The sequence below is a fragment of the Gordonia sp. N1V genome (assembly GCF_029269935.1).
GTDB classification, from domain to species: Bacteria; Actinomycetota; Actinomycetes; order Mycobacteriales; family Mycobacteriaceae; genus Gordonia; species Gordonia polyisoprenivorans.
Map to the genome: position 1 here is coordinate 1 of NZ_JARJDD010000001.1, position 22,541 is coordinate 22,541.

The window sequence follows — 22,541 nt, forward strand, 5'->3', positions numbered from 1 at the left end:
GGCATCAAACAATCCACCAATACACTATCGAGTTCTCAAAGAACACACACCCACCAACACCACCCGATACAAGGGCGAACATTAATGAGTTGTCGTTCAGGATTCGCCACCCAATCACGGGCAACTCGTCCAGTGTGCCAGATCCTCGCGCTTCGGCCAAATCCTGTCTGACCTCACCGCGGTTCCGGCGCACCGCGGTCCGATGTCCTCAACTCCGAAGGGGTGAGGACATCGCCCAACCCCCGATTCCTGTCGGCCCCGGGGGAGTTGCTCTCTGCGGTGCAACAAGAAAGTTACATGCGTTGGAACATCGCGTCAAATCCCCAGGTCAGCGGGCGATGCGTGCGCCTGCGAACGACTTCTTGCCGCGCCGGACGACCAGCCACCGGCCGTGCAACATATCCGAGTCGGCCGGTCGCCACTCTTCGTCGGAGATCTTCGCATTGTTCACGTACGCCCCGCCCTCGGCGACCGCGCGCCGCGCAGCCTTGTTGCTGTCGCACAACTTGGTCTCCACCAACAGCTCGATGATGGTCGGCCGCGTCCCGGTGTAGTCGGCCACCGTGGTTTCGCCCAGCGCGGCGGCCAGCGTCTGTTCGTCGAGATCGTCGAGATCCCCACGACCGAACAGGGCCTGACTGGCCAACTGGACGGCGGCGGTGTGCTCGGCGCCGTGGATCAGCGTCGTCATCTCTGCTGCCAGTCGCTTCTGCGCGAGTCTGAGGTGTGGGGTCTCCTCGGTGGCGCGCTCGAGTTCGGCGATTTCCTCACGATCGAGGAAGGTGAACCACCGCAGGTAGCGCACGACGTCGGCATCGGCGGTGTTGACGAAATACTGGTACCACGCATACGGGCTGGTCAACTCCGGATCGAGCCAGAGGCTACCGCCGCCGGTGGACTTGCCGAATTTCTTCCCGTCGGAGGAGGTCACCAGCGGCACGGTCAACGCGTGGACAGCGTCGCCGTCGACCCGTCGCACCAGATCCACACCGCCGATGATGTTGCCCCACTGATCGGACCCGCCGATCTGGAGTGAGCAGCCATGTCGTCGATGCAGCTGGAGGTAGTCGTTGGACTGCAGCAGGATGTAACTGAACTCGGCGTAACTGATGCCGTCGGTCTCCAGGCGTCGTTTGACGGTCTCGCGCGCCAACATCACGTTCACCGAGAAGTGCTTGCCCAGGTCACGGAGGAAGTCGACGACCGACATGGGTCCGGTCCAGTCGAGGTTGTTCACCAGAACCGCGCTGTTGGGTGCGTCGTCGATGGTGACGAACCGCCGCAGTTGCCCGCCGATCCGGTCCGCCCACCCTTCGACGACATCGGCGGCGTTCATGGAACGCTCCCCCACCTCGCGTGGGTCTCCGATGAGTCCGGTGGCGCCACCGGCGAGCACGAGAGGTCGGTGGCCGGCGAGCTGGAAGCGCCGCAACGTCAGCAGCGGTACGAGGTGGCCGGCATGCAGACTTGCCGCGGTCGGATCGAACCCGGCGTAGAGGGTGATGGGACCGGTGTCCAGCGTGGCACGAAGTTCATCGAGGTCGGTCGATTGCGCGATCAGACCGCGCCATTCGAGCTCTTCGAGGATATCGCTGGTGGTCACTGCGTTCTCCGACGTCTGCGCACTCACCCGACGATCTTCCCACCCCGGACTCGGAATCTGTTCGAGGGGCAGGCGCGGGATGGCTGCCGATCAGGAACCGCTGGTCAACGTGGCATGCTCGGCATCGTCGACGGCTCTCGCCTCATCGGCGAGCATGACGGGAATTCCGTCGGCGTCGATACGGTAGGCCACGTGAAGGCGCGGGTTGTACAGCTCGTCGCCTGCGTCGAGCAGCGGGCCATGGTCTTGCGGACACACGAGTCGTTCCCGAACGATCGGATCGATGGCCTCGGCACGCGACGACATTCCGCTGATTCCCTTCGTTCGACGATCACACGACACTGCGGTTGCTGCATGTCGACCTCACCGTATCGTGCCGGTGGCCTCGCCCGCCTCCTCCGTGGGTGCAGCGCCGTTCCATGCGATCTTGGCTGCCGACGACCTGGTGTACCTGCGGTAACGCCCCTCGACGTCGCGGTACCAGACCTTCGTGCCCGGCTGTGGCAGTCCCTCCCGGGCGAACGCCGTCGCCATCGGTCGATAGGAGTCCGATACCGGGATCTCCTCGACCACCCGGATCAGATGGGGCCGCTGCGGAGCCGGCAACTCGCCGAGAGCGACCCGCAACTTGGTCACGGTCAGCGACTCCTCCCTCATCGAGGGTCTCAGTGTCAGTGCCGCGATTGCCAGCTGCGCACCGGGATCACCCACGCTGTAGGCGACGACCTGATCGACACCGGGAACCCGGGACAGCGCATTCTCGATCGGCGGGAGATACAGAATTCCGTCGGTCGAGCGCACCGCCGAGTCCGCCGAACCCATGAACCACAGATCGCCGTCGGAATCGCGTCGGAACAGGTGACCGGACACCTCCCAGCGATCATTGCGGCTGAACACATCTCGCAGCACGGTCGAGGAAATGTCGAACCGATAGCGGGTGCGCGCCAGCAGGAGCCCGACCTCCCCCGCGTCGGCGCGCCTCACGAATCCGTTGGGCGCCACCTCGAGACGTGAATTCTCGATGTCAAAGGCGGCCACCTGAACCGGATTCGTCTCCGGCAGTTCACGTCCCATCGACCCTGCTTGATCGCCGGCCACATTGGCCAGAATGGCCGAGCCGTCCGCGGTCGCGAAGAACTCGAGTACGCGCGCCCGCGGAAAAGCCGCCTGCACGTCCTCCCACAGTCCGACGGGCATGCCCGACCCGATGAACAACCGGATGGGATTGTGCTCGGCGATGTGGAAATTCTCCGACCGGACGATCTCGCGCATCATCGTCCACGTGTAGGAGACGACCGTGATGCCGTAGCGGCGAACCTCCACGGCAAAGGTCTCGGCATCGACACCGTTGGACAGCGCAATACGCGAGCGCCCGACGACGGTGGCACCGAGTGTGGTGAGCAGCCCCGACGCATGGTGCAGCGGCGGAAGGCAGTACACGGTGTCCCGATCGGTCAGACCGGCAGCCGACGCTGCTCCGAACGCCGACATCGCGAACCGATGGTTGGTGATGGGCCAGGTCGCTAGTTTGCCCTGTGACCGCGTGAAGAGGATGAACGCCAGATCGCCCGCCAACCCGGGATCGGCCCGGTACCACACCGGCATCTCGACCTCCTCGGGGTCGATCTGTTCCATGTCGACGATGCGGTGACCGTCGGCACGGTCGATCACCCGGGTGTCCCCACTGCCTCCACCCAGGATCAGCACCCGATCACTGTGCGCCGCAGCGGTCTCCAGGTTCTTCGGGTCGGTGATCACCACGCCGCAGTCGGACAGACGCAACATTTCGTCGATGTCGCCCTCGGGCGAGAGCATCACCGCCACCGCGCCCAGTCGCGACAGCGCCGCCACCACGACCAAGGCGCTGGGACGGGTATCCATCAGCACGCCGATGTGCTGGCCCGGACGGATCCCGCACGACACCAGACCGGCGACGACGTTGTCGATGCGCACGTTCACCTGCGCGTGGGTGAGCACACGGTTCTCGAACAGGAACAGTTCCTTCTGCGCGCCACGTTTGGCGTTCTCCGACATCAGCTTTCCCAGCGAGATCTGGGTCCCGGCCTGGATCTGGCCGAGTCGCAGGAGGCGGGGCACGGTGCGCACCGACTCCTGGGCGACGGCGATCGACGACCGCTGCAGCGATGAGGCGATGCCCATCAGGTCGCGGGAGACCCCGGCGCCGGCGTCGGCCACCGCACCGAGGCCGTGGGTGATGCGGGACGCCACGCTCACCCCCGACCCACTACCGGGCTCGGGAACCGTCATCGTCTCCAGCCCCTCGGGCTTGGGGCGCAGGCCGGACTGCCACCCGATCCACTCCGCGGTGATCGGCCACGTCTGGGCGCCGGAGGTACTGCCCACGACGAGTCCGAAATGTCCTACCGGTACCCGTGATTCGTAGACCTCGGCGTCGGGGGCAGCGCGGACGATCCCCCGCACCGCGGCCGGCTGGCCGATGTCGTCGGCCTCGCCGACGAACGCGAGGATGGGGCAGGTGATCTCGGCGAGAGTGACCAGTTCGCCGTTGATGACGAATCCACCGGACACCATGCGGTTGTGAACGACGAACTGTCGCAACAACTCCGCGATCGCCGGGCCGGACCATGCGACCCAGCCGTCGGATTCGAGGAAGCGCCGTTGATCTTCACGCGGCAGCAGGGCGTCGCGGTCGTGGAGCTGCCGCAGGAAGTCCAGTCGGCTGCGCGCGGTCTTGACCGGGTCGAGCATCTGGAATCCCAAGCGCGCCAACCATCCGGGTACCCACAGATGACTGACCACGCGATCGGCGAGGATCTCGGCACCGGGAACCACCAACCCGGCCGGTAGTCCGAGCGGCAAGCCGGCGAGCACGTCGACGGGACTGCCGAAGGTGATCAGGCTCGCGAGACCCTTGCTACGTCGGTACGCGGCGGTCTGGTACGCGAACATCCCACCCTGTGAATACCCGGCGAGGTGAACGTCCTTGCCGGTGGCATCGATGATCAGGTCGATCGCCCGACTCACCGCGACGACGTGGTCGGCAAGGTCGCGTTCCATCCCGCCCTCGACGGTGTCGGGTGACCCGAAATCGATCACCCACGGCACGATCCCGTGCCGATGCAGGATCGACACCGCCCCGTTGTGCTCGGTGACGTCGTAGACGTTCGCCGACACCATCATCGGCGGGATGAGCACCACGTTCGGGCCGTCGGCGTCGTCGCCGGGAAAGTACCGCCGCAGCTTGAACATCTTCTCGGTCTCCACGACCGCGAAGGGCGCAGGCTGCGTGCCCGTTTCCAGACCACCGAGACGCAGTACCTCCAGTCCGTTCTGTGCGGTTGCGACCACGCGGCCGACCACCGCGCCCACATCCGGAATTCCGCCCAATCGACACCCCTCCTCAGTGGGCCCTCACTCTACCCACCCGATTCGGCGGACGGACCGCTATCGGCCAGTCCGGCCACCGGCGCGGCGACAACGGCGGCCGTGAACTATCCGACCGACAGCCTGTCCAGCCAGAAGGTGCGCAGTCGGGCGGTCTCCTCGGCGAGCACGTCGAGCTGACGCCGCACCTGCCGCGGTGCGGTACCGCCGTGGGCGTCACGCGACTCGATCGACCCGCGGACGGTGAGCACCTCACGGACCTGCGGGGTGAGTGCCGGATCGATCGCGGCGAAGGCGGCGTCGTCGAGTTCGTCGAGCCCGACCCCCCGCTTCTCTGCCTCCCGAACACAGGCGCCGGCGAGTTCGTGCGCAACCCGGAATGGAACACCTTGACGCACAAGCCATTCGGCAATATCGGTGGCGAGGGTGAATCCGGCGGGCGCGAGCTCGGTCATCCGCTCCTCGTGGAATTCCAGGGTACCGACGAGCCCGGCGATCGCCGGAAGCAACAACTCGAGCTGGGCGACCGCGTCGAACAGCGGCTCCTTGTCCTCCTGGAGGTCCCGGTTGTATGCCAGTGGTTGGGCCTTGAGGGTGGCCATGAGTCCGGTCAGGTCACCGATGAGCCGCCCGGCCTTGCCGCGTGCGAGTTCGGCGACATCGGGGTTCTTCTTCTGCGGCATGATCGAACTACCGGTCGACCACGCGTCCGACAACGTCACATAACCGAATTCCGGTGTGCTCCAGATGATCACCTCTTCGGACAGGCGCGAGAGGTCGACGGCGATCATCGCGAAGACGAACGCGGCCTCGGCGGCGAAATCCCTCGCCGATGTCGCGTCGATCGAATTCTCGGCCGGCGCGTCGAAACCCAGTTCGGTGGCGATCGCGCCGGGATCGAGTCCGAGCGACGAACCGGCGAGGGCGCCGGAACCGTACGGCGACACCGCGGTCCGTCGATCGGCGTCACGGAGGCGATCGATGTCACGGATCAGCGGCTGGGCGTGGGCGAGCAGATGATGCGCCAGCAGGACCGGCTGCGCCGCCTGCAGGTGGGTCTTGCCAGGCATCACCGCATCAGGATGCGCGGCGGCCTGGGTGGTGAGCGCGTCGACCACATCGAGCACCCCGAGAGCGACCCGACTCATGGCTTCGCGCACCCACATCCGGAACAGGGTGGCCACCTGATCATTGCGCGACCGGCCTGCTCGCAGCCGTCCGCCCAACTCCGCGCCCACCCGCTCGATCAGTCCACGCTCGAGGGCACCGTGGACGTCCTCGTCCGACGGCGCCGGACCAAAGGTGCCGTCGGCGACGTCGGCGGCCAGACGATCCAGACCGTCGAGCATCGCGGTGAGGTCGTCATCGCCGAGCAGTCCGGCCGCGTTGAGCACCCGCGCATGCGCCTTGGAAGCGCGGATGTCGAAGTGCGCCAGCACCCAGTCGAAATGCGTCGACTTGCTCAGCGCCGCCATTGCCGCGGCCGGGCCGTCGGCGAATCGGCCACCCCAGAGCGAACCCTCGTTGGTGCCGCCGGCCTTCTCACTCACCGATCAGATCCCGGCGCGCCGCGATCTTCGACGACAGACCGTGCAACTCGACGAATCCGCGCGCCGCGGACTGATCGAAGCTGTCACCCTCGTCGTAGGTCGCGAGGTTGAAGTCGTACAGCGATTCGGCGCTGCGCCGACCGTTGACCGCGATGTGTCCGCCGTGCAATGTCAGGCGGATGTCACCGGAGACGTGCTCCTGGGTCGACTCGACGAAGGTGTCCAGCGAACGCTTGAGCGGCGAGAACCACAGACCGTCGTAGACGAGTTCGGCCCACTTCTGGTCGGTGCGACGCTTGAACCGTCCGAGCTCACGCTCCAGGGTGACGTGCTCGAGCTCTTCGTGCGCGGTGATGAGCACCATCGCACCCGGGGCCTCGTAGATCTCACGGCTCTTGATGCCCACGAGCCGGTCCTCGACGACGTCGAGCCGTCCGACGCCCTGGGCCCCGGCGCGGCGGTTGAGCTCCTCGATGGCGTCGAGCACGCTCACCGGCCTGCCGTCGATGGCGATCGGGCGGCCCTTGTCGAAGGTGATGATGACCTCGTCGGGCGAGGACCAGTTGATCGTCGGGTCCTCGGTGTAGGAGTAGACGTCCTTGGTCGGCGCATTCCAGAGGTCCTCGAGGAAGCCGGTCTCCACCGCTCGGCCCCACACGTTCTGGTCGATCGAGAATGGGGATTTCTTGGTGACGTTGATCGGGATCGCGTTCTCCTCGGCGAAGGCGATCGCCTTCTCCCGGGTCCAGGCGTAGTCGCGCACCGGGGCGATGACTTCCAGATCCGGTGCGAGCGAGGCGAATCCGACCTCGAAACGCACCTGGTCGTTGCCCTTGCCGGTGCAGCCGTGGGCTACCACGGTGCCGCCGTGGTCACGCGCCGCGGTCACCAGGTGCTTGGCGATCAGCGGTCGCGACAACGCCGAGACCAGCGGATAGCGGTCCATGTAGAGAGCGTTGGAGGTGATCGCCGGCAGACAGTAGTCGTCGGCGAACTCGTTGCGCGCGTCGACGAGCACCGCCTCGACCGCACCGCAGTCGAGGGCTCGCTGACGCACGACCTCCATGTCCTCGCCGCCCTGGCCGAGGTCGAGCGCGACGGCGACGACCTCCTTGCCGGTCTCCCGGCCGATCCAGCTGATGGCGACCGAGGTGTCCAGTCCGCCCGAGTATGCAAGTACGACGCGTTCGGCCATGTCTTCAGTGAACTCCTGTTTCGAATGTGCACATCCATTCTCGGATGCGCGGTTGGCTGAGGGTGATCGGGGTCCGCCGAAGCGGACTCGCGGTGATCAGGGCTGGTTGTCGGGTCCCCTGCGACGTGCGGTTGTCACACGAGACCCTCGATTCGTCGGGCCAGTTCGGCGCCGTCGATCGGGTCACGGGCGCAGACGAAGATGGTGTCGTCGCCGGCGATGGTGCCGACCACATCGGGCAGGCTCGCCCGATCGATCGCGCTCGCGAGGTAGTGCGCCGCTCCCGGCGGTGTCCGCAACACCGCAAGATTGCCACTGGCGTCGGTGGAGACCAGCAATTCCGACAGCAACCGGGAGAGCCGATCGGTCCCGCCGAAGACCCCGCGCACCGGCGACCCGTCCTCGGGCACCACATAGACGCCGACCCCGCCGTCGGCGGCACGCAGTTTCACCGCACCGAGTTCGTCGAGATCGCGGGAGATGGTCGCCTGGGTGGCGTCGATGCCGCGAGCGGAGAGCAGATTCTGCAACTCCGACTGACTGCGCACCTGGTTCTTGGCGAGGATGTCGACGATCAGGGCGTGGCGACCGGCCCTGGTGGAGGCCAACCGCGTCTCGGGCTGTTCGGGCCTGCTCGACGCCGTCATTGGTGCCCCAGCAACCAGATCAGCAATGCCTTCTGTGCGTGGAGCCGGTTCTCGGCCTCGTCGAACACCACACTCGCCGGACCGTCGATCACCTCGTCGGTGATCTCGTCGCCCCGATGAGCGGGCAGACAGTGCAGCACAACCGCATCCGACGCTGCCCGGGCCAGCAGCTCGGCGTTGATCTGGTACGGCCGGAACGGGGCCTTGCGGTCTTTTCCGTCGTCCTCCTGCCCCATCGAGACCCAGGTGTCGGTGACCAGCACGTCGGCGCCGGTGACCGCGCGCACCGGGTCCTCGATCACCTGGACCGAACCGCCGGTCAGCTGCGCACGTTTCTCGGTGTCGGCGATCACCGTGGGGTCCGGCGAAAAGCCCTCCGGCGCACTGATCGTCACATGCATCCCGGCGGTCACACCGCCGAGCGCCAGCGAATGCGCCATGTTGTTCGCACCATCGCCGAGATAGGTCATCCGCAGGCCCGCGGTGGCTCCCTTGCGTTCGATGATCGTCTGCAGATCGGCGAGGACCTGGCACGGATGGAAGCTGTCGGACAACGCATTGATCACGGGAATCGTTGCGGTCGAGGCCATCTCGTCGAGACGATCTTGACCGAAGGTCCGCCAGACGATCGCGTCGACGAAACGCGACAGCACCCGGCCGGTGTCGGCGAGCGATTCATCACGACCGAGTTGGGTGGTACGCCCATCGACGACGACGGCGTGGCCACCGAGTTGGGCGATGCCCATCTCGAACGAGAACCTGGTGCGCGTCGAGTTCTTGTCGAAGATCACACCGACCCCCCGCGGGCCCTCCAAAGGACGGTGCGCGAACGGGTTGCGCTTGACCTCCGCGGCGAGCGCGAGGACCTCGGCCTGCTCGTCGGGGGTCAGGTCGTCGTCCCGGAGGAAGTGGCGGGTCATGCCTTCTCCTTCGCATCGTGAGCTGCGGCATCGTGAGCAGCGGCATCGAGGAAACCCGGTAAGGCCGAGACGAATTCGCGACCCTGCTCCTCGGTGAGGATCAGCGGCGGCGCGAGGCGCACGACGTCGGGCGCCGGTGCATTGATGAGAAAACCGCCGCCACGCGCGGCGTTCTCGACGCGCGCGGCGATCGGCTCGGTGAGCGCGATCCCGAGCAGCAGACCGGACCCGCGGACATGGTCGATCAGCGGATGTCCGAGATCCTCGACCCCGGTGGCGATCGCCTTACCCACCGCGGCGACATGGTCGAGCAACCCCTCGTCGTCGATCACCCGCAGCACCGCAAGTGCTGCCGCGGCACTGACCGGATTTCCCCCGAAGGTGGTGCCGTGCTGACCGGGCGTGAACAGGTCGGCGGCGTCGCCGGTGGCGAGGCACGCGCCGATCGGTAGACCGCCCCCGAGCCCCTTGGCCAAGGTCATCACGTCGGGGACGACGCCCACCGCCTGGTGGGCGAAAAAGGTCCCGGTACGCGCGATTCCCGTCTGTACCTCGTCGAGGATCAGCAACGCGCCGTGCTCGGACGTGATCCGCCTGGCGTGCGCGAGATAGTCCGCCGGCGGCACCACCACACCGGACTCGCCCAGGATCGGTTCGAGGATGACCGCAGCCGTTCGTTCCGACACCGCCGACTCGAGCGCCGCCGCGTCGCCATAGGGCACGAAGTCGACACCGGGCGGCATCGGCTCGAAGGGCTCGCGCTTGGCGGGCTGTCCGGTCATGGCCAGCGCGCCCATCGTTCGACCGTGAAATGCCTTGTCGGCAGCGATGATCTGCGGTCGACCGGTACGCCGGGCGAGTTTGAACGCCGCCTCGTTGGCCTCGGTCCCGGAATTGCAGAAGAACACCCGGCCGGGCTGCCCGAACTTGTCGAGCAGCCGTTCGGCCAGTTCGACGACGCGCTCGTTGATGTAGAGGTTCGACACATGGCCGAGTGTTCCGAGCTGGTTCGCGACGGCGTCGATGATCGCGGGATGGGCATGTCCGAGCGCGTTCACGGCGATTCCGCCGAGGAGGTCGAGGTAGCGGTTACCGTCGGCATCCCACACGTGCGCACCCGCGCCACGCTCGAGGGTGAGCGCGGGGGTGCCGTAGTTGTTCATCAGCGCGGTCGTCCACCGCTGCTGCCAGGGTGCGGTCATGAGGTCGTGGCCTTCGGATCAGAGGTGTCGGGGTGAGCTCGGGATGCCGGTTCGGTGACCGAACCGGCGCCGGTTCGGTACGGCACGACGGTGGTACCCGCCGAACTCGACGTCAGCAGCTCGGCGAGCACCGCATGCGGCACACGGCCGTCGATCACGTGCGCCGCGCCGACTCCGCCGGTCACCGCCCGCAGGCACGCCTCCATCTTGGGCACCATGCCGGAATCGAGGCGCGGCAACAGCTTCGCGACCTGCTCGACGTCGATCCGCGACACCAACGACCCCCGATCGGGCCAGTCCGTGTACAACCCCTCGACGTCGGTCAGCATCACCAACCGCGACGCACCGAGCGCTTCGGCGAGCGCCCCGGCGGCGGTGTCGGCGTTGATGTTGTGCACGACGCCGTCACGATCCGGGGCAATCGTCGAGACCACCGGGATACGTCCGGCCGCAACGAGATCGAGAACCGCAGAGGTGTTCACCGACGTGATGTCACCGACCAGTCCGATATCGGTGGCCACGCCGTCGACCATCACGGTCCGGCGCGTCGCGGTGAACAGGTGCGCATCCTCACCGGTCAGGCCGACCGCGTACGGACCGTGGGTGTTGATGAGTCCCACCAGTTCTCGTCCGACCTGACCGAACAGCACCATGCGGGCGACGTCCATCACCTCGGGGGTGGTGACGCGGAACCCGCCGCGGAACTCCCCCGACAACCCCAGCCGCTGCAGCATCGCCGAGATCTGCGGACCGCCGCCGTGCACGACGACCGGATGCATTCCGCAGGCACGCAGGAAGACCATGTCCGCGGCGAATGCGCGCTTGAGTTCGTCGTCGACCATCGCGTTGCCGCCGTATTTGACCACCACGGTCGCACCGGCAAGGGACTGCATCGCCGGTAGCGCCTCGGCAAGCACCTGTGCCTTGTCGAGGCCGGCGTCCGTGCGATCGGCGCCCCCGGCATTCACGGCCCCGGGATCCACCCCGTCGAGGCTCATGACGAGTACGCCGAGTTCTCTTCGACGTAGGCATGCGACAGGTCGGTGGTGCGGATGGAACCGGACGCCTCGCCGAGTCCCAGCTCGATGCGCACGGCGATGTCGGCGCCCGACAGGTCCACCTCACGCGCACCGGGTGCGCCGGCACCGTCGACGCAGACGGCATTGCCGTTGAACGACACCGAGATCCGGTCGGGGTCGATGGTGACCGGCGCGATCCCCACCGCGGCGAGCACGCGACCCCAGTTCGGATCGGAGCCGAACAGTGCGGTCTTCACCAGCGAGTCGCGGGCCACGGTCCGTGCGATGGTGATCGCGTCGTCCTCGGTCCGCGCACCGGCGACGGTGATGGTGACGCGTTTGGTGACGCCCTCGGCGTCGGCCATCAGCTGGGCGGCCAGATCGTCGCACACCGCCAGCACGGCGGCGTCGAGATCTGCTTGATCGACCGGGATCTGGCTGGCGCCGGAACCGAGCAACAGCACGGTGTCGTTGGTCGAGGTGGCACCGTCGACGTCGAGTCGATCGAAGGTCAGCGCCGTTGCCCGCCGCAGGGCGGTGTCGAGTTGCTCGGCGGACGCGCGAGCGTCGGTGGTCAGCACGCAAAGCATGGTGGCCAGTGACGGGGCGAGCATTCCCGCACCCTTGCCCATCCCGCCGACGTTCCATCCCTGCGGGTGGTGCAGCGCAACCTGTTTGGGCACGGTGTCGGTGGTCATGATGGCGTAGGCGGCGTCGGTTCCCCCGGACAGACCGCCCCCCATCTCGTGGACGATCTCGGTGACGCCGGCGAGCACCTTGTCCATCGGCAGACGATCGCCGATCAAGCCGGTGGAGCAGACGGCGACCTCGACGGCACCGGTCTCGGTGCCCCAGTTGCTCAGTGCCTCCGCGACGGCCTCCGCGGTGGTGTGGGTGTCCTGGAATCCGCCGGGTCCGGTGCACGCATTCGCGCCGCCGGAGTTGAGGATCACCGCGCGTAGTCGGCCCGTGGTGAGTACCTGCTGCGACCACAGGACGGGCGCGGCCTTGACCTGGTTGCGGGTGAACACACCGGCTGCGGCGTAGTCGGGGCCCTCGTTGAAGACCAGTGCAAGATCCTCTTTGCCGGATGCCTTGATACCGGCCGCGATCCCGGCAGCCCGAAACCCGAGCGGGGCCGTCACGCCTTGTTCCCGCACCAATCGCGGTGCGTCCAGCGGCGCTCCGCCGGCAATGCGATCGTCGGTGTCGATCCGATCATCCGATGTGGTCACGGTGCCACCCCCACGGTGCTCAAACCCTCGGTCTCGTCCCAGCCCAGCGCCAGATTCATCGACTGCACCGCAGCACCGCCGGTGCCCTTGGTGAGGTTGTCGATAGCGCCGACCGCGACGAGAGTGCCTGCGCGCTCGTCGACGGTCACCGCCAACTGCACCGCATTGGATCCGATCACCGAACCGGTCGTCGGCAGGGACCCGGGCAGCAGAAGGTGCACGAAAGGCTCATCCGCATAAGCCTTTTCATAGACTGCGCGCACATCGTCAGAAGTCGCCGAGGTACGGGCGGTGCAGGTGGCCAGAATGCCCCGTGACATCGGGACCAGAACAGGGGTGAAGGACACGGTCACCGGCATGTCGGCGGCAGCCGAGAGTGCCTGCGCGATCTCCGGGGTGTGCCGGTGCACACCGCCGACGCCGTAGGCCCGTGCCGACCCGATCACCTCGGCGGCCAGCAGGTCGACCTTGGGCGTGCGCCCCGCACCGGAGGTCCCGCTGACGGCGACCACGGTGACCGCCGGTTCGACCAACCCCGCGGCGACCGCCGGCAGCAATGACAGGATCGAGACCGTCGGGTAGCAGCCCGGAACCGCGATACGGCTGGCGCCGGAGAGGATTTCGCGGTTGCCCGGCAGCTCGGGCATGCCGTACGGCCAGGTGCCCGCGTGTTGTCCCCCGTAGTACGCAGTCCAGTCGGCACTGTCACGCAACCGGAAGTCGGCACCGCAGTCGATGATCAACGTCGTGGGCGGAAGGGCATCCGCGATCGCTGCCGACGTCCCGTGCGGCAGGCCGAGGAAGACCACGTCGTGGCCCGCGAGGACCTCCGGTGTCGACTCCTCCAGCACACGATCGCCCAGCGGGAGCAGATGGGGATGAAGGGTGCCGAGCGTGCTGCCGGCGTTGCCACCCGCGGTCAACGCGCCGATCTCCAGCTCACCCGAACGCAGTCGGGGGTGACCGCACAGTAGTCGTAGGATCTCACCGCCCGCATAGCCGCTCGCACCGGCGACCGCCACCTTGATCGTCATGCAATCATTATGCATGGCGGTGCAAATCAATTCACACCGACCCCGGTGGCCTCGCCTCGACCGCGTGGAGACAGGGCTCTCCCTCGATCAGCGCAAACGTGCTCCGAGACGTTCGCTCGCCGTCTCGACCGCGGCGAGCTTGGCACTGCTGGCCTCGTCCTCGGTGAGCGTACGGTCCGCCGCACGGAAGCGCAGCGCAAAAGTCAGCGACTTGTGTCCGTCGCCCACCTGGGCGCCGGTGAACACGTCGAACAGTTCGATCGCCTCGAGGAGATCACCGGCCCCGTCGCGCAACGCCTTCTCGACCTCGGCTGCGGGCACCGAGTCGCCGACCACCACCGCGACGTCCTGCAGGACGGCCGGGAACACACTGATACTCGGCGCCGGCAGGTTCACCGACAACGGCAGCGCATCGATGTCGATCTCCACCGCACACAGCCGTTTGGGGAGCCCGGCGCGTTCGAGGACCGCGGGATGTAGTTCCCCGGCGTATCCGACGGTCGTCCCGTTCACCGTCACTCGAGCGCAGCGGCCGGGATGCCAGGGACGATGATCGTCGGCCGACAATTCCACCGTCACACCGGCGGCGCGGCCGATCGTGCGGGCCGCCTCGAAGGCGTCGAGATGATCCGCCGCGCGCCCCTGGCCCCACGGACCCGCCGGGTCGCGCAGCCCCGTCAGGACCGTGGCCACGTGCAACGGTTGGTGCGGCAGGGAGGCGTCGAGTGCGGCGATCTGCTCGTCGGTCGGGCGCCGGGTCACGTCGAGGGCCCCGACCGGAACGACGTTGTCACCGGCGATGACGACCTGCCCGATGGTGAACAGCGACAGGTCGCGCTGACCACGAGAGATGTTGCGCGCAGCCATTTCCAGCAGGCCGGGCAACAGGGTCGTGTTGAGTTCCGGCCGATCGGACTCCAACGGATTCAGCACCTTCACCGTGCGTCGTCGCTCGTCGTCGGCCGGGAGATCCCACTGGTCGAAGATGCCGGCCGGCATGAACGGGTACGGCAGCACCTCGACGAAGCCGTCGAGGGCGAGTGTCCGCCCGATGCCGCGTCGCCGACGCTGCGCGGGAGTCAGACCAGTCCCCGCGGGCGCGGTGGGCGGGACTGCCGGGATGTCCTCGAGACCCTCGAGCCGCAGCACCTCCTCGACGAGATCGGCGCGCTGACGTAGGTCGGGGCGCCACGACGGGGGGATCACCTCGAGCGGGTCGGTGCCGGTGACGGTGCAGCCGACCTCGGTCAATCGCGCCGCGGTGGTGCCCGGCGCATAGGTCACCCCGGCGGTGCGGTCGGGTTCGTCGGCAGCGATCGAGATCGGCTGCGGCGCATCGACATGCACGCGAAGGTCCGACAGCGGGGAGGCGACCTCACCGCCGGCGAGTTCCACGATGAGCGCCGAACCGCGATCCGAGGCGACCGCGGTGATCTCGGGGTCGACGGTGCGCTCGAACCGTTTGGTGGCCTCCGAGGTCAGCTTGTGGCGCTTGCCGGTCCGGAACACCCGAACCGGATCGAAGGTGGCCGACTCCAGCAGAACCCGGGTGGTCTCCGACCCGACCTCGGTGTCGGCGCCGCCCATCAACCCGGCGAGGGCGATCGGACCGCTGTCGTCGGCGATGACGACATCCTCGGGATCGAGTGTGCGCACCACGCCGTCGAGGGTGGTGAGCTTTTCTCCCGCCGCGGCGTTGCGCACGGTGACGGTTCCGGTGAGCTTGTCGGCGTCGAAGGCGTGCAACGGCTGACCGAGTTCGAGCATCACGTAATTGGTGACATCGACGACCGCCGAGATCGGCCGCACCCCGGCCACCATCAGACGCTTCTGCATCCACCACGGCGAGATGGCGGTCGCGTCGACCCCGGCGATCAGGCGCGCGGTGTAACGGGTGGCGGCGGATCCCGGTTCGATGGCCACCGGCCACGGATCACCGCCGGCGACGATGGCCTCGCCGGGCAGGCCCGGATCGATGAAGGGTACCGAGAAACTGCTTGCGAGTTCACGTCCGAGCCCGCGGACGGAGAAGGCATAGCCACGATCGGGGGTGACGTTGACGTCGATGGCGGTGTCGTCGAGTCCGAGGACCTCACGCGCATCGGCACCCGGCTCGGCGGTGCCCGGTGCGAGCACGAGGATGCCGCTGTGGTCGGTGCCGATCCCCAATTCCGAGACCGAGCAGATCATTCCGTCGGAGATACGCCCGTAGGTCTTGCGCGAGGCGATCTCGAACGGGCCCGGCAACACGGTACCGGGCAATGCCGCCACGATGAGGTCGCCCTCGGCGAAGTTGCGTGCACCGCACACGATTCCACGGGGTTCCGCCTCGCCGACCGCGACGGTGCAGAAGCGGATGGGCTTCTTGAATTCGGTCAGTTCCTCGATCGTCTCCACCCGGCCGATGACCAGGGGGCCGGTGATCGTCGGGAAGACGTCGATGTCCTCGATCTCGAAGCCGACGCGCACGAATCCGGCGTCGATCTCCTCGGCGGTCGCCGACCAGGTCGGGTCGCCGGCTCGCAACACCTCGGTGTACCAGGACTGTGGGGCACGCACGTCAATCAGCTACTTTCGATCGTTTGCGGTGTCGGGTGGCGCGATCAGATCGCAGGGCCGAACGGCAGGGAGAAGCGGACGTCACCCTCGACCATGTCGCGCATGTCGGAGATGTCATTGCGGAACTGCAGGGTGCGTTCCAGACCCATCCCGAAGGCGAATCCGGAATAGACGTCGGGATCGATTCCGCTGGCGCGCAACACATTCGGGTTCACCATGCCGCAACCTCCCCACTCCACCCAGCCCGGGCCGCCCTTCTTGGCGGGGAACCACACGTCGACCTCGGCGGACGGCTCGGTGAACGGGAAGTAGCTTGCTCGCATCCGCGTCGTGGTCTCCGGACCGAACAGTGCCCGCGCGAAGACCTCGAGGGTGCCGCGCAGATTGGCCAGCGTCAGGCCCTTGTCGACGGCGAGACCCTCGATCTGGTGGAACACCGGCGTGTGGGTGGCGTCGAGCTCGTCGGTCCGGAAGGTGCGCCCCGGACATGCGACGTAGATCGGGACGTCGCGGGTGAGCATCGACCGCACCTGAACCGGGGAGGTGTGGGTGCGCAGCACCTGTCGCGACCCCTCGGGCGCGATGTAGAACGTGTCCTGCATCGAGCGAGCGGGGTGATCGGGCAGGAAGTTCAAGGCGTCGAAATTGTGGTGCTCGGTCTCGACCTCCGGACCTTCGGCGATCTCCCAGCCCATCGCGACGAAGACATCGGCGACCTGCTCGGAGATGACCGTGATCGGGTGACGGGCACCGAGGGGGCGTCGACGGCTGGGCAGGGTCACGTCGACCGATTCGGCGACCAGGACGGCATCATCCCGCTCCGCCTCGAGTTGAGCGGTCCGCGCGTCCAAGGCCGCCGACACCCGACCGCGAACCTCGTTGACGGCCTTGCCCGCCGACGACCGCTGGTCCTTCGGCAGACTGCCGAGCGCGCGCCGGGCCAGTGCGATCGGTGAGCGGTCACCGAGGTGCGCGGTCTTCGCGAGCGCGAGGGCATCGAGATCGCCCGCCGCCTCGAACGCCGACACCGCGGCGGAGGCGGCGGCGTCGAGTTCCGATGGTTCCGGGAACCGCAGGTCCTCGGAACCCTGGTCGGCGGGGCGGTCGGCTGAGCTGGCCACGTGTGGTGATCTCCTCGGTGTCGTCACGTCCGGATTGTCACGTCTGGCGGATCACGCAATGCGCGACGGCGGACATCGACATCCCAGACTAGTCGACCCGATGTGGACGCACCGGCGCAGGTCGCCGCGCCGACCGGGGTGTCCGACGCCTGCGCGCGCATACTGCGAGTGCGGTCGGACTCGGTCGGCGGACCGAAGTGTGGTCTCAGTCCGACGACGCCGACCGACGATGCTGGATGCGAGCCGCCGAATAGAGGCAGATCGCGCTGGCCGCAGCAAGATTGAGGCTTTCGGCGTGACCGTGGATCGGAATGGCCACGCGGTGGTCGGCATCGGCGAGCAGGGTGCCGGGCAATCCGTGGGCCTCGTTGCCGAACAGCCACGCCACCGGCCCGGTGAACACGTCGTCGGCGTCGTCGAGGCTCAGTTCACCGTCGGCCGCGGTGGCCAGGGTGAGGATGCCGTCGGCGCGCAATGCCCGCAGCGCGGCGGTCGTGTCCGATTCGCGCACCACCGGGATGTGGAAAACACTTCCCGCGCTCGCGCGGACCGCCTTGCCGTTGTGCGGGTCGACGGCGTCACCGAGCAGGACGACCGCGTCGGCGCCCATCGCGTCGGCGCATCGGATCAGCGTGCCGACGTTGCCGGGCTCACGCGGCTCGACCGCAACGGCGAGCAACCGGGGCGATCCGGCGAGCACCTCGTCGAGATCGACGGTGAGGAGATCACATTCGGCGAACACCCCCGGCGCCGTGGTGGTCTCGGCCAATTTCGCCGCGGCCCGGTCGGACAGCCGGTGCACGGGCACGGAATGTGCTCTCGCCCGATCGAGAAGCTCGCCGAAACGATCCTCGGCGTCGTCCCGGACCAGCACCGAACGGGCGCGGCCGGTCGCCAGCGCAGCGTCGACGGCGTTGGCGCCCTCGACGAGAAACCGCTTCTCGGTGCGGCGTGTGGCAGACCTGTGCAGCTTCGCCAACGACACGACCCGCGACGAGCGTTCCGAGAGAACGTCCGTCACGGGTCGTGTGTTGTCGGTCTGCACCAACGCGAACTACGTGGTGATCAGGCGGCCGGCGCGTTGACGTCGGCGGGCAGCGCCTTACGCGCGACCTCGACGAGACCGGTGAAGGCCTCCGGGTCGGTGACGGCGATGTCGGCGAGCACCTTGCGGTCGACCTCGACACCCGCGGCCTTGAGGCCCTGGATGAAGCGGTTGTAGGTGATGTCGTTGGCGCGGGCCGCGGCGTTGATGCGCGCGATCCACAGCTTGCGGAACTCACCCTTGCGGGCGCGACGGTCCCGGTAGGCGTAGGTCAGCGAGTGGAGCTGCTGCTCCTTGGCCTTGCGGTACAGGCGCGAACGCTGACCGCGGTATCCCTTGGAGGCCTCCAGGGTCGTCCGACGCTTCTTCTGGGCGTTGACAGCCCTTTTCACGCGTGCCATTTAGTCAATCCTCTTCTCGGTGGTGGTCAGGGCGTCAGCGGTTGAGCAGGCGCTTGATGCGCGGTGCGTCGTTCTCGCTCACAACGGTCGTGCCGTCGAGACGACGGGTCCGACGGGAGGGCTTGTGCTCCAGCAGGTGGCGACGGTTGGCCTTCTGGCGCACGATCTTGCCGCTGCCGGTCACCTTGAAGCGCTTCGCGGTGCCCTTGTGGGTCTTGCTCTTCGGCATGTGTCTTCCTTCGTTAGGGCGAACTCCAGCGGCGCCCGCTCCGGCGGGCGCGCTGGGTTCGCGATGGTCTGTCCGTGCGTCGACGCCCGGGGCAGTCGACGCCGGTGTCGACTAGCTCGTGGCGTCGGCGCTGTCGTCGCCGGCCTGCCGCGGCGGGCGTTGCGACTGCTGTTGCGCCTTGACGCGGGTCTTCGCTCCCTTGTGCGGGGCGAGGACCATCGTCATGTTCCGTCCGTCCTGCTTGGCCGAGGTCTCGATGAAGCCGTAGTCGGCAACGTCGTTGCCGAGACGCTGCAGGAGCCGGAATCCGAGCTCGGGTCGCGATTGCTCGCGTCCACGGAACATGATGGTGACCTTCACCTTGGACCCGTCCTTCAAAAACCGGATGACGTGACCCTTCTTGGTCTCGTAATCGTGGTCGTCGATCTTCGGGCGGAGCTTTTGCTCCTTGATGACGGTCATCTGCTGGTTACGACGCGCCTCGCGCTGCTTCTGGGCGGCTTCGTATTTGAACTTGCCGTAGTCCATGATCTTGCACACCGGCGGGCGGGCGTCGGGTGCGACCTCGACCAGATCCAGATCGGCCTCGTAGGCCAGGCGGAGCGCATCTTCAACACGCACGATGCCCACCTGCTCCGAATTCGGTCCGACGAGTCGGACCTCCGGTACGCGGATGCGCTCGTTGATGCGGGTCTCAGTGCTGATGGGGCCTCCTTGATAATTCCGAACAGGTCGGCCGCCGCGATGAGTCGGGCGCAGGAGGAGAAGGGCTCAGCAAAAAAGCCCCGCGATGATCTCGAGAGATCAACGGCAGGGCTCCAACGCCGACCGGTCCACTCGAATACGCTCGGCGTATCCGACCCACGCAGCCATGCGGCTGACCTGGGCCTTTGGGACCGGACCGTACAACTGCGCCAATGGCGCGTCGTAGCGGTGGGAGCCTGACTCCACTTGCAACCCCGGCGAACCGGGGCGGTCGTGCTATGGAAGTCTAACAGTCATGACCGGAAACACCTATTCGCCCTCCGACGACGCCGCAGGTGACGGGCCTGCCGGCGGGACGACGGGCTCCGGGCCGACCGAGTCGAACCCTTCCATTGCCGACGGTGACAACGTCCGCGACCTGGCTGATATTCCGGCGATCGAGGTCATCACCAAGGCCATCGTGATGCTCATGAGCGCGTCGGCGGAGAAACTGGGACTCGCCGAGGGCGCTGCGGAGTCCGACGTGGACCTCGACGAGGCCCGGCGACTCATCCACGCACTCGCCGGACTGGTCGACGCTTCACGCGCAGACCTCGGCATCCACGCCGCACCCATCCGCGACGGACTCAAGCAGCTGCAGCTCGCATTCCGCGAGGCGAGCGCATACCCGGACGAGCCCGGCGAAGGACCGGGCGAGAAGTACACCGGGCCGGTGCGCGACCGCCGGCGCTGAGACCGCGTCGCGTTCCGCTCATCGTGCGCCACCGACCCACAACCGGTTGCGCCGACTCACACCGCACTCGTCAGTCCCTGGGGCGCAAAGCGATTCGGGTCTGTGAGCCACCGGCCCCGCCCTCTGATTTGACCCTGCGAAGAAAGCGATCGAGGTCCGCGGTTCCCGACCCCCGGATGCGCAGCAGGTAGTCGAACAAGCCTGTCACGTGAACGGCGTCGAGCACCGCCGGATCGTGTCCGGCCCAATCCAGAAATCCCTCCGAGTCGACGCCCTCGCGTAATCGGATGTCGACGAAGGCCTCGATCGAGGTGACCGGGACGTCGACCTCGGCGGCATCGGCGAGCACCACTCGATACCCGAGGATCGCGCCGTCACTTTCGAGTCGCCTGACACGGGAGGCCGCAGCGTTGGTACTCAGGCCGACGACTCGACCGATGTGACTGAACGATGCTCGGCCATCGGTGGCAAGAATGCCGAGAATTTGTCTGTCGATGTCGTCCATACAGAAGATTGTGCACTCCGCTGCTCAACCTCTCGTCCGTGTCGGGCCGGCGCCTCAGGGTCGACAGCATGTGGGAGGCGCTGAGTGCGATGGGTATGGGACTTCTGACCGGGCTCGGTGTGGCGATGCCACTCGGGGGCGGTCGGGATTCCGTTGATCCACGAAGGTGTCAGCGCGGGCATTCGCCGCGGACTGCCTGCGGCTGTCGGGGTCGCCTCGGTGGACGGTCTCTACGCGCTCGCGTCGGTCGTCGTCGGAAACATCGTGGTACCGGAGGTCCGCCGACTCGGTGCGCTCCCCGAGGTGCTCGGCGGAGTGGTTCTCATCGTCATCGCGGTGATGGGCATCCGACGTCGATCCCCGACAGCGACGACGGCCTTGCCGAATCGGCGGACCCGAACCGGCCGCCGATTCCTGGTGTTCTTCGGCTTGACCGCGATCAACCCGGCGACCTTCGTCTACTTCTCTGCAGTGGCGGTCTCCACCGGCCCGCTGCCTCCCGTGGCGCGGATCGCATTTGTCGTCGGGGTCATCGCGGCCTCGCTGAGTTGGCAGTCCGGACTGGTGACCGTGGGTGCGCTACTCGGATCCAGAGCGGGTTCTCGACTCCGGCGCGGGCTGACGATCATGGGGTATCTCGTTGTCGGTCTCCTGGGCGCTGCGTTGGCCATGGCGGGTATGGCTCACGCATGACCGCCGGGCCAAGTGCCCGGCGCAACTGAAGGTCGCACGCCACCACCGCATCCACGGCGGTGCCGGCATCGGCCGCGATCTCCCCTGCGGAAGTGACAATCGCCGAATGTGCGGCCGGCAGGTCGTAGCCGCCGCCCGTTCTGCCGGCAGCACTCGCCATCGCCACCGGCGACCGACACGCCTCGGCGATCCGAGCCGTGCGGCGCCGTTGTTCGTCCAACTCCCACCGGTGGTGGACGACGCCACACGCGTACAGATCGATATCGAGCGCAGCCGTGTCGGCCACGTGCGCTGCCACCCCGGTGTCGCGGCAGATACCGAGCCCGATCGACCATCCCTGCACCGTGATGGCACAGGGCCCCGGCCCGGCCGCGAAGTGCGGACTCTCGTCCGCACCGGGGAAGCACTTCCGATAGACCGCCGATGTCGTCGTCGAATCGACGCGGAGGACAGCAATGTAACGTTGCCCGTTCTCGCTGATCGGCGCGCCGATCAGCGCCGTGCACCCGCTGTCGTGGCAGGCGTCGGCGATCACCCCGAGTTCGGTCGCGTCGACGGCGACATCGCGTGCGTCGAGGTGATACCCGGTGAGAGACAGTTCGGGAAAAACGATCAGATCGGCGCCGGCACGCCGGATCAGACCGGCGTGGCGACGCGCGCTATCCCTCAGTGACGAACCGTCACCCGGCTGCGCCACCGCTACCCGCAGAACCGAGCCGTCGACCGCCATCTTCTCAGTGTGAGGCGCTCGGTACCTGTCCGCACACCGTCTCCGGTCC

At 67.3% G+C, this 22,541-nt stretch carries 21 protein-coding genes; 2 read left to right on the plus strand and 19 right to left on the minus strand.

Annotation, left to right across the window (positions count from 1 at the left end; genetic code table 11):
* Nucleotides 1-328: 328 nt before the first annotated feature.
* The 17 genes from tyrS to infC form a co-directional block, all read right to left on the minus strand.
* The gene (gene tyrS / locus P3L18_RS00005; RefSeq protein WP_276112890.1) at nucleotides 329-1,630 is read right to left on the minus strand and encodes a tyrosine--tRNA ligase; all 1,302 of its coding nucleotides are present in this window, start codon (nucleotides 1,628-1,630) and stop codon (nucleotides 329-331) included.
* A gap of 63 nt (nucleotides 1,631-1,693) precedes the next feature.
* Nucleotides 1,694-1,909 carry a Trm112 family protein gene (locus tag P3L18_RS00010; RefSeq protein ID WP_014360207.1) on the minus strand — a complete coding sequence of 72 codons (216 nt, stop codon included), beginning with the start codon at nucleotides 1,907-1,909 and terminating at the stop codon, nucleotides 1,694-1,696.
* Between the two features lie 57 nt (nucleotides 1,910-1,966).
* Nucleotides 1,967-4,954: an AMP-binding protein gene (locus P3L18_RS00015; protein WP_276113128.1), complete on the minus strand. Its 2,988-nt coding sequence runs from the start codon at nucleotides 4,952-4,954 to the stop codon at nucleotides 1,967-1,969.
* A gap of 122 nt (nucleotides 4,955-5,076) precedes the next feature.
* Nucleotides 5,077-6,519, minus strand: coding sequence for an argininosuccinate lyase (gene argH, locus P3L18_RS00020; RefSeq protein ID WP_276112891.1), 1,443 nt, complete (start codon nucleotides 6,517-6,519; stop codon nucleotides 5,077-5,079).
* Nucleotides 6,512-7,714 (minus strand): argininosuccinate synthase, encoded by a 1,203-nt coding sequence (locus P3L18_RS00025; RefSeq protein WP_020171036.1) that lies wholly within the window; start codon nucleotides 7,712-7,714, stop codon nucleotides 6,512-6,514. The genes argH and P3L18_RS00025 overlap by 8 nt, the downstream gene beginning before the upstream one ends.
* Before the next feature lie 134 nt (nucleotides 7,715-7,848).
* Nucleotides 7,849-8,361, minus strand: a complete 513-nt coding sequence (locus P3L18_RS00030) for an arginine repressor (protein WP_014360211.1) — start codon at nucleotides 8,359-8,361, stop codon at nucleotides 7,849-7,851.
* Nucleotides 8,358-9,281: an ornithine carbamoyltransferase gene (gene argF / locus P3L18_RS00035; RefSeq protein ID WP_079929899.1), complete on the minus strand. Its 924-nt coding sequence runs from the start codon at nucleotides 9,279-9,281 to the stop codon at nucleotides 8,358-8,360. The genes P3L18_RS00030 and argF overlap by 4 nt, the downstream gene beginning before the upstream one ends.
* Nucleotides 9,278-10,483 (minus strand): acetylornithine transaminase, encoded by a 1,206-nt coding sequence (locus P3L18_RS00040; RefSeq protein WP_276112892.1) that lies wholly within the window; start codon nucleotides 10,481-10,483, stop codon nucleotides 9,278-9,280. Before P3L18_RS00040 ends, argF begins: the two co-directional genes overlap by 4 nt.
* Nucleotides 10,480-11,481: an acetylglutamate kinase gene (gene argB, locus P3L18_RS00045; protein ID WP_006371192.1), complete on the minus strand. Its 1,002-nt coding sequence runs from the start codon at nucleotides 11,479-11,481 to the stop codon at nucleotides 10,480-10,482. The genes P3L18_RS00040 and argB overlap by 4 nt, the downstream gene beginning before the upstream one ends.
* The gene (gene argJ / locus P3L18_RS00050) at nucleotides 11,478-12,737 is read right to left on the minus strand and encodes a bifunctional glutamate N-acetyltransferase/amino-acid acetyltransferase ArgJ (RefSeq protein WP_006371193.1); all 1,260 of its coding nucleotides are present in this window, start codon (nucleotides 12,735-12,737) and stop codon (nucleotides 11,478-11,480) included. The genes argB and argJ overlap by 4 nt, the downstream gene beginning before the upstream one ends.
* On the minus strand, nucleotides 12,734-13,771 hold the full coding sequence (gene argC, locus P3L18_RS00055; RefSeq protein WP_079929902.1) for an N-acetyl-gamma-glutamyl-phosphate reductase: 1,038 nt from the start codon (nucleotides 13,769-13,771) through the stop codon (nucleotides 12,734-12,736). Before argC ends, argJ begins: the two co-directional genes overlap by 4 nt.
* Nucleotides 13,772-13,858: 87 nt before the next feature.
* Nucleotides 13,859-16,330 (minus strand): phenylalanine--tRNA ligase subunit beta, encoded by a 2,472-nt coding sequence (gene pheT, locus P3L18_RS00060; RefSeq protein ID WP_276112893.1) that lies wholly within the window; start codon nucleotides 16,328-16,330, stop codon nucleotides 13,859-13,861.
* 44 nt (nucleotides 16,331-16,374) lie between these two features.
* Nucleotides 16,375-17,451 (minus strand): phenylalanine--tRNA ligase subunit alpha, encoded by a 1,077-nt coding sequence (gene pheS / locus P3L18_RS00065; protein WP_276112894.1) that lies wholly within the window; start codon nucleotides 17,449-17,451, stop codon nucleotides 16,375-16,377.
* A gap of 205 nt (nucleotides 17,452-17,656) precedes the next feature.
* Complete coding sequence (locus P3L18_RS00070; protein ID WP_205741407.1) at nucleotides 17,657-18,472, minus strand: RNA methyltransferase; 816 nt, start codon at nucleotides 18,470-18,472, stop codon at nucleotides 17,657-17,659.
* Nucleotides 18,473-18,516: 44 nt separating this feature from the next.
* Entirely contained in the window at nucleotides 18,517-18,897 is a 381-nt protein-coding gene (gene rplT, locus P3L18_RS00075; protein WP_006371198.1) for a 50S ribosomal protein L20, read from the minus strand.
* Nucleotides 18,898-18,931: 34 nt separating this feature from the next.
* A complete protein-coding gene (rpmI, locus tag P3L18_RS00080) occupies nucleotides 18,932-19,126 on the minus strand; it encodes a 50S ribosomal protein L35 (protein WP_006371199.1) in 195 nt (64 codons plus the stop codon).
* Nucleotides 19,127-19,237: 111 nt separating this feature from the next.
* Nucleotides 19,238-19,885: a translation initiation factor IF-3 gene (infC, locus tag P3L18_RS00085; RefSeq protein WP_081482531.1), complete on the minus strand. Its 648-nt coding sequence runs from the start codon at nucleotides 19,883-19,885 to the stop codon at nucleotides 19,238-19,240.
* A 241-nt stretch (nucleotides 19,886-20,126) separates the two neighbouring features.
* On the opposite strand from infC, the gene P3L18_RS00090 reads away from it, so the two are divergent.
* Nucleotides 20,127-20,564, plus strand: a complete 438-nt coding sequence (locus P3L18_RS00090; protein ID WP_276112895.1) for a DUF1844 domain-containing protein — start codon at nucleotides 20,127-20,129, stop codon at nucleotides 20,562-20,564.
* Nucleotides 20,565-20,634: 70 nt separating this feature from the next.
* Here P3L18_RS00090 and P3L18_RS00095 read toward each other — a convergent pair whose 3' ends face one another.
* On the minus strand, nucleotides 20,635-21,069 hold the full coding sequence (locus P3L18_RS00095) for an Lrp/AsnC family transcriptional regulator (protein WP_276112896.1): 435 nt from the start codon (nucleotides 21,067-21,069) through the stop codon (nucleotides 20,635-20,637).
* 153 nt (nucleotides 21,070-21,222) lie between these two features.
* On the opposite strand from P3L18_RS00095, the gene P3L18_RS00100 reads away from it, so the two are divergent.
* Nucleotides 21,223-21,762, plus strand: a complete 540-nt coding sequence (locus P3L18_RS00100; protein WP_276112897.1) for a LysE family transporter — start codon at nucleotides 21,223-21,225, stop codon at nucleotides 21,760-21,762.
* On the opposite strand, the gene P3L18_RS00105 is transcribed toward P3L18_RS00100, so the two are convergent.
* On the minus strand, nucleotides 21,695-22,492 hold the full coding sequence (locus P3L18_RS00105) for a carbon-nitrogen hydrolase family protein (RefSeq protein ID WP_276112898.1): 798 nt from the start codon (nucleotides 22,490-22,492) through the stop codon (nucleotides 21,695-21,697). The genes P3L18_RS00100 and P3L18_RS00105 overlap by 68 nt on opposite strands.
* Between the last annotated feature and the right edge of the window lie 49 nt (nucleotides 22,493-22,541).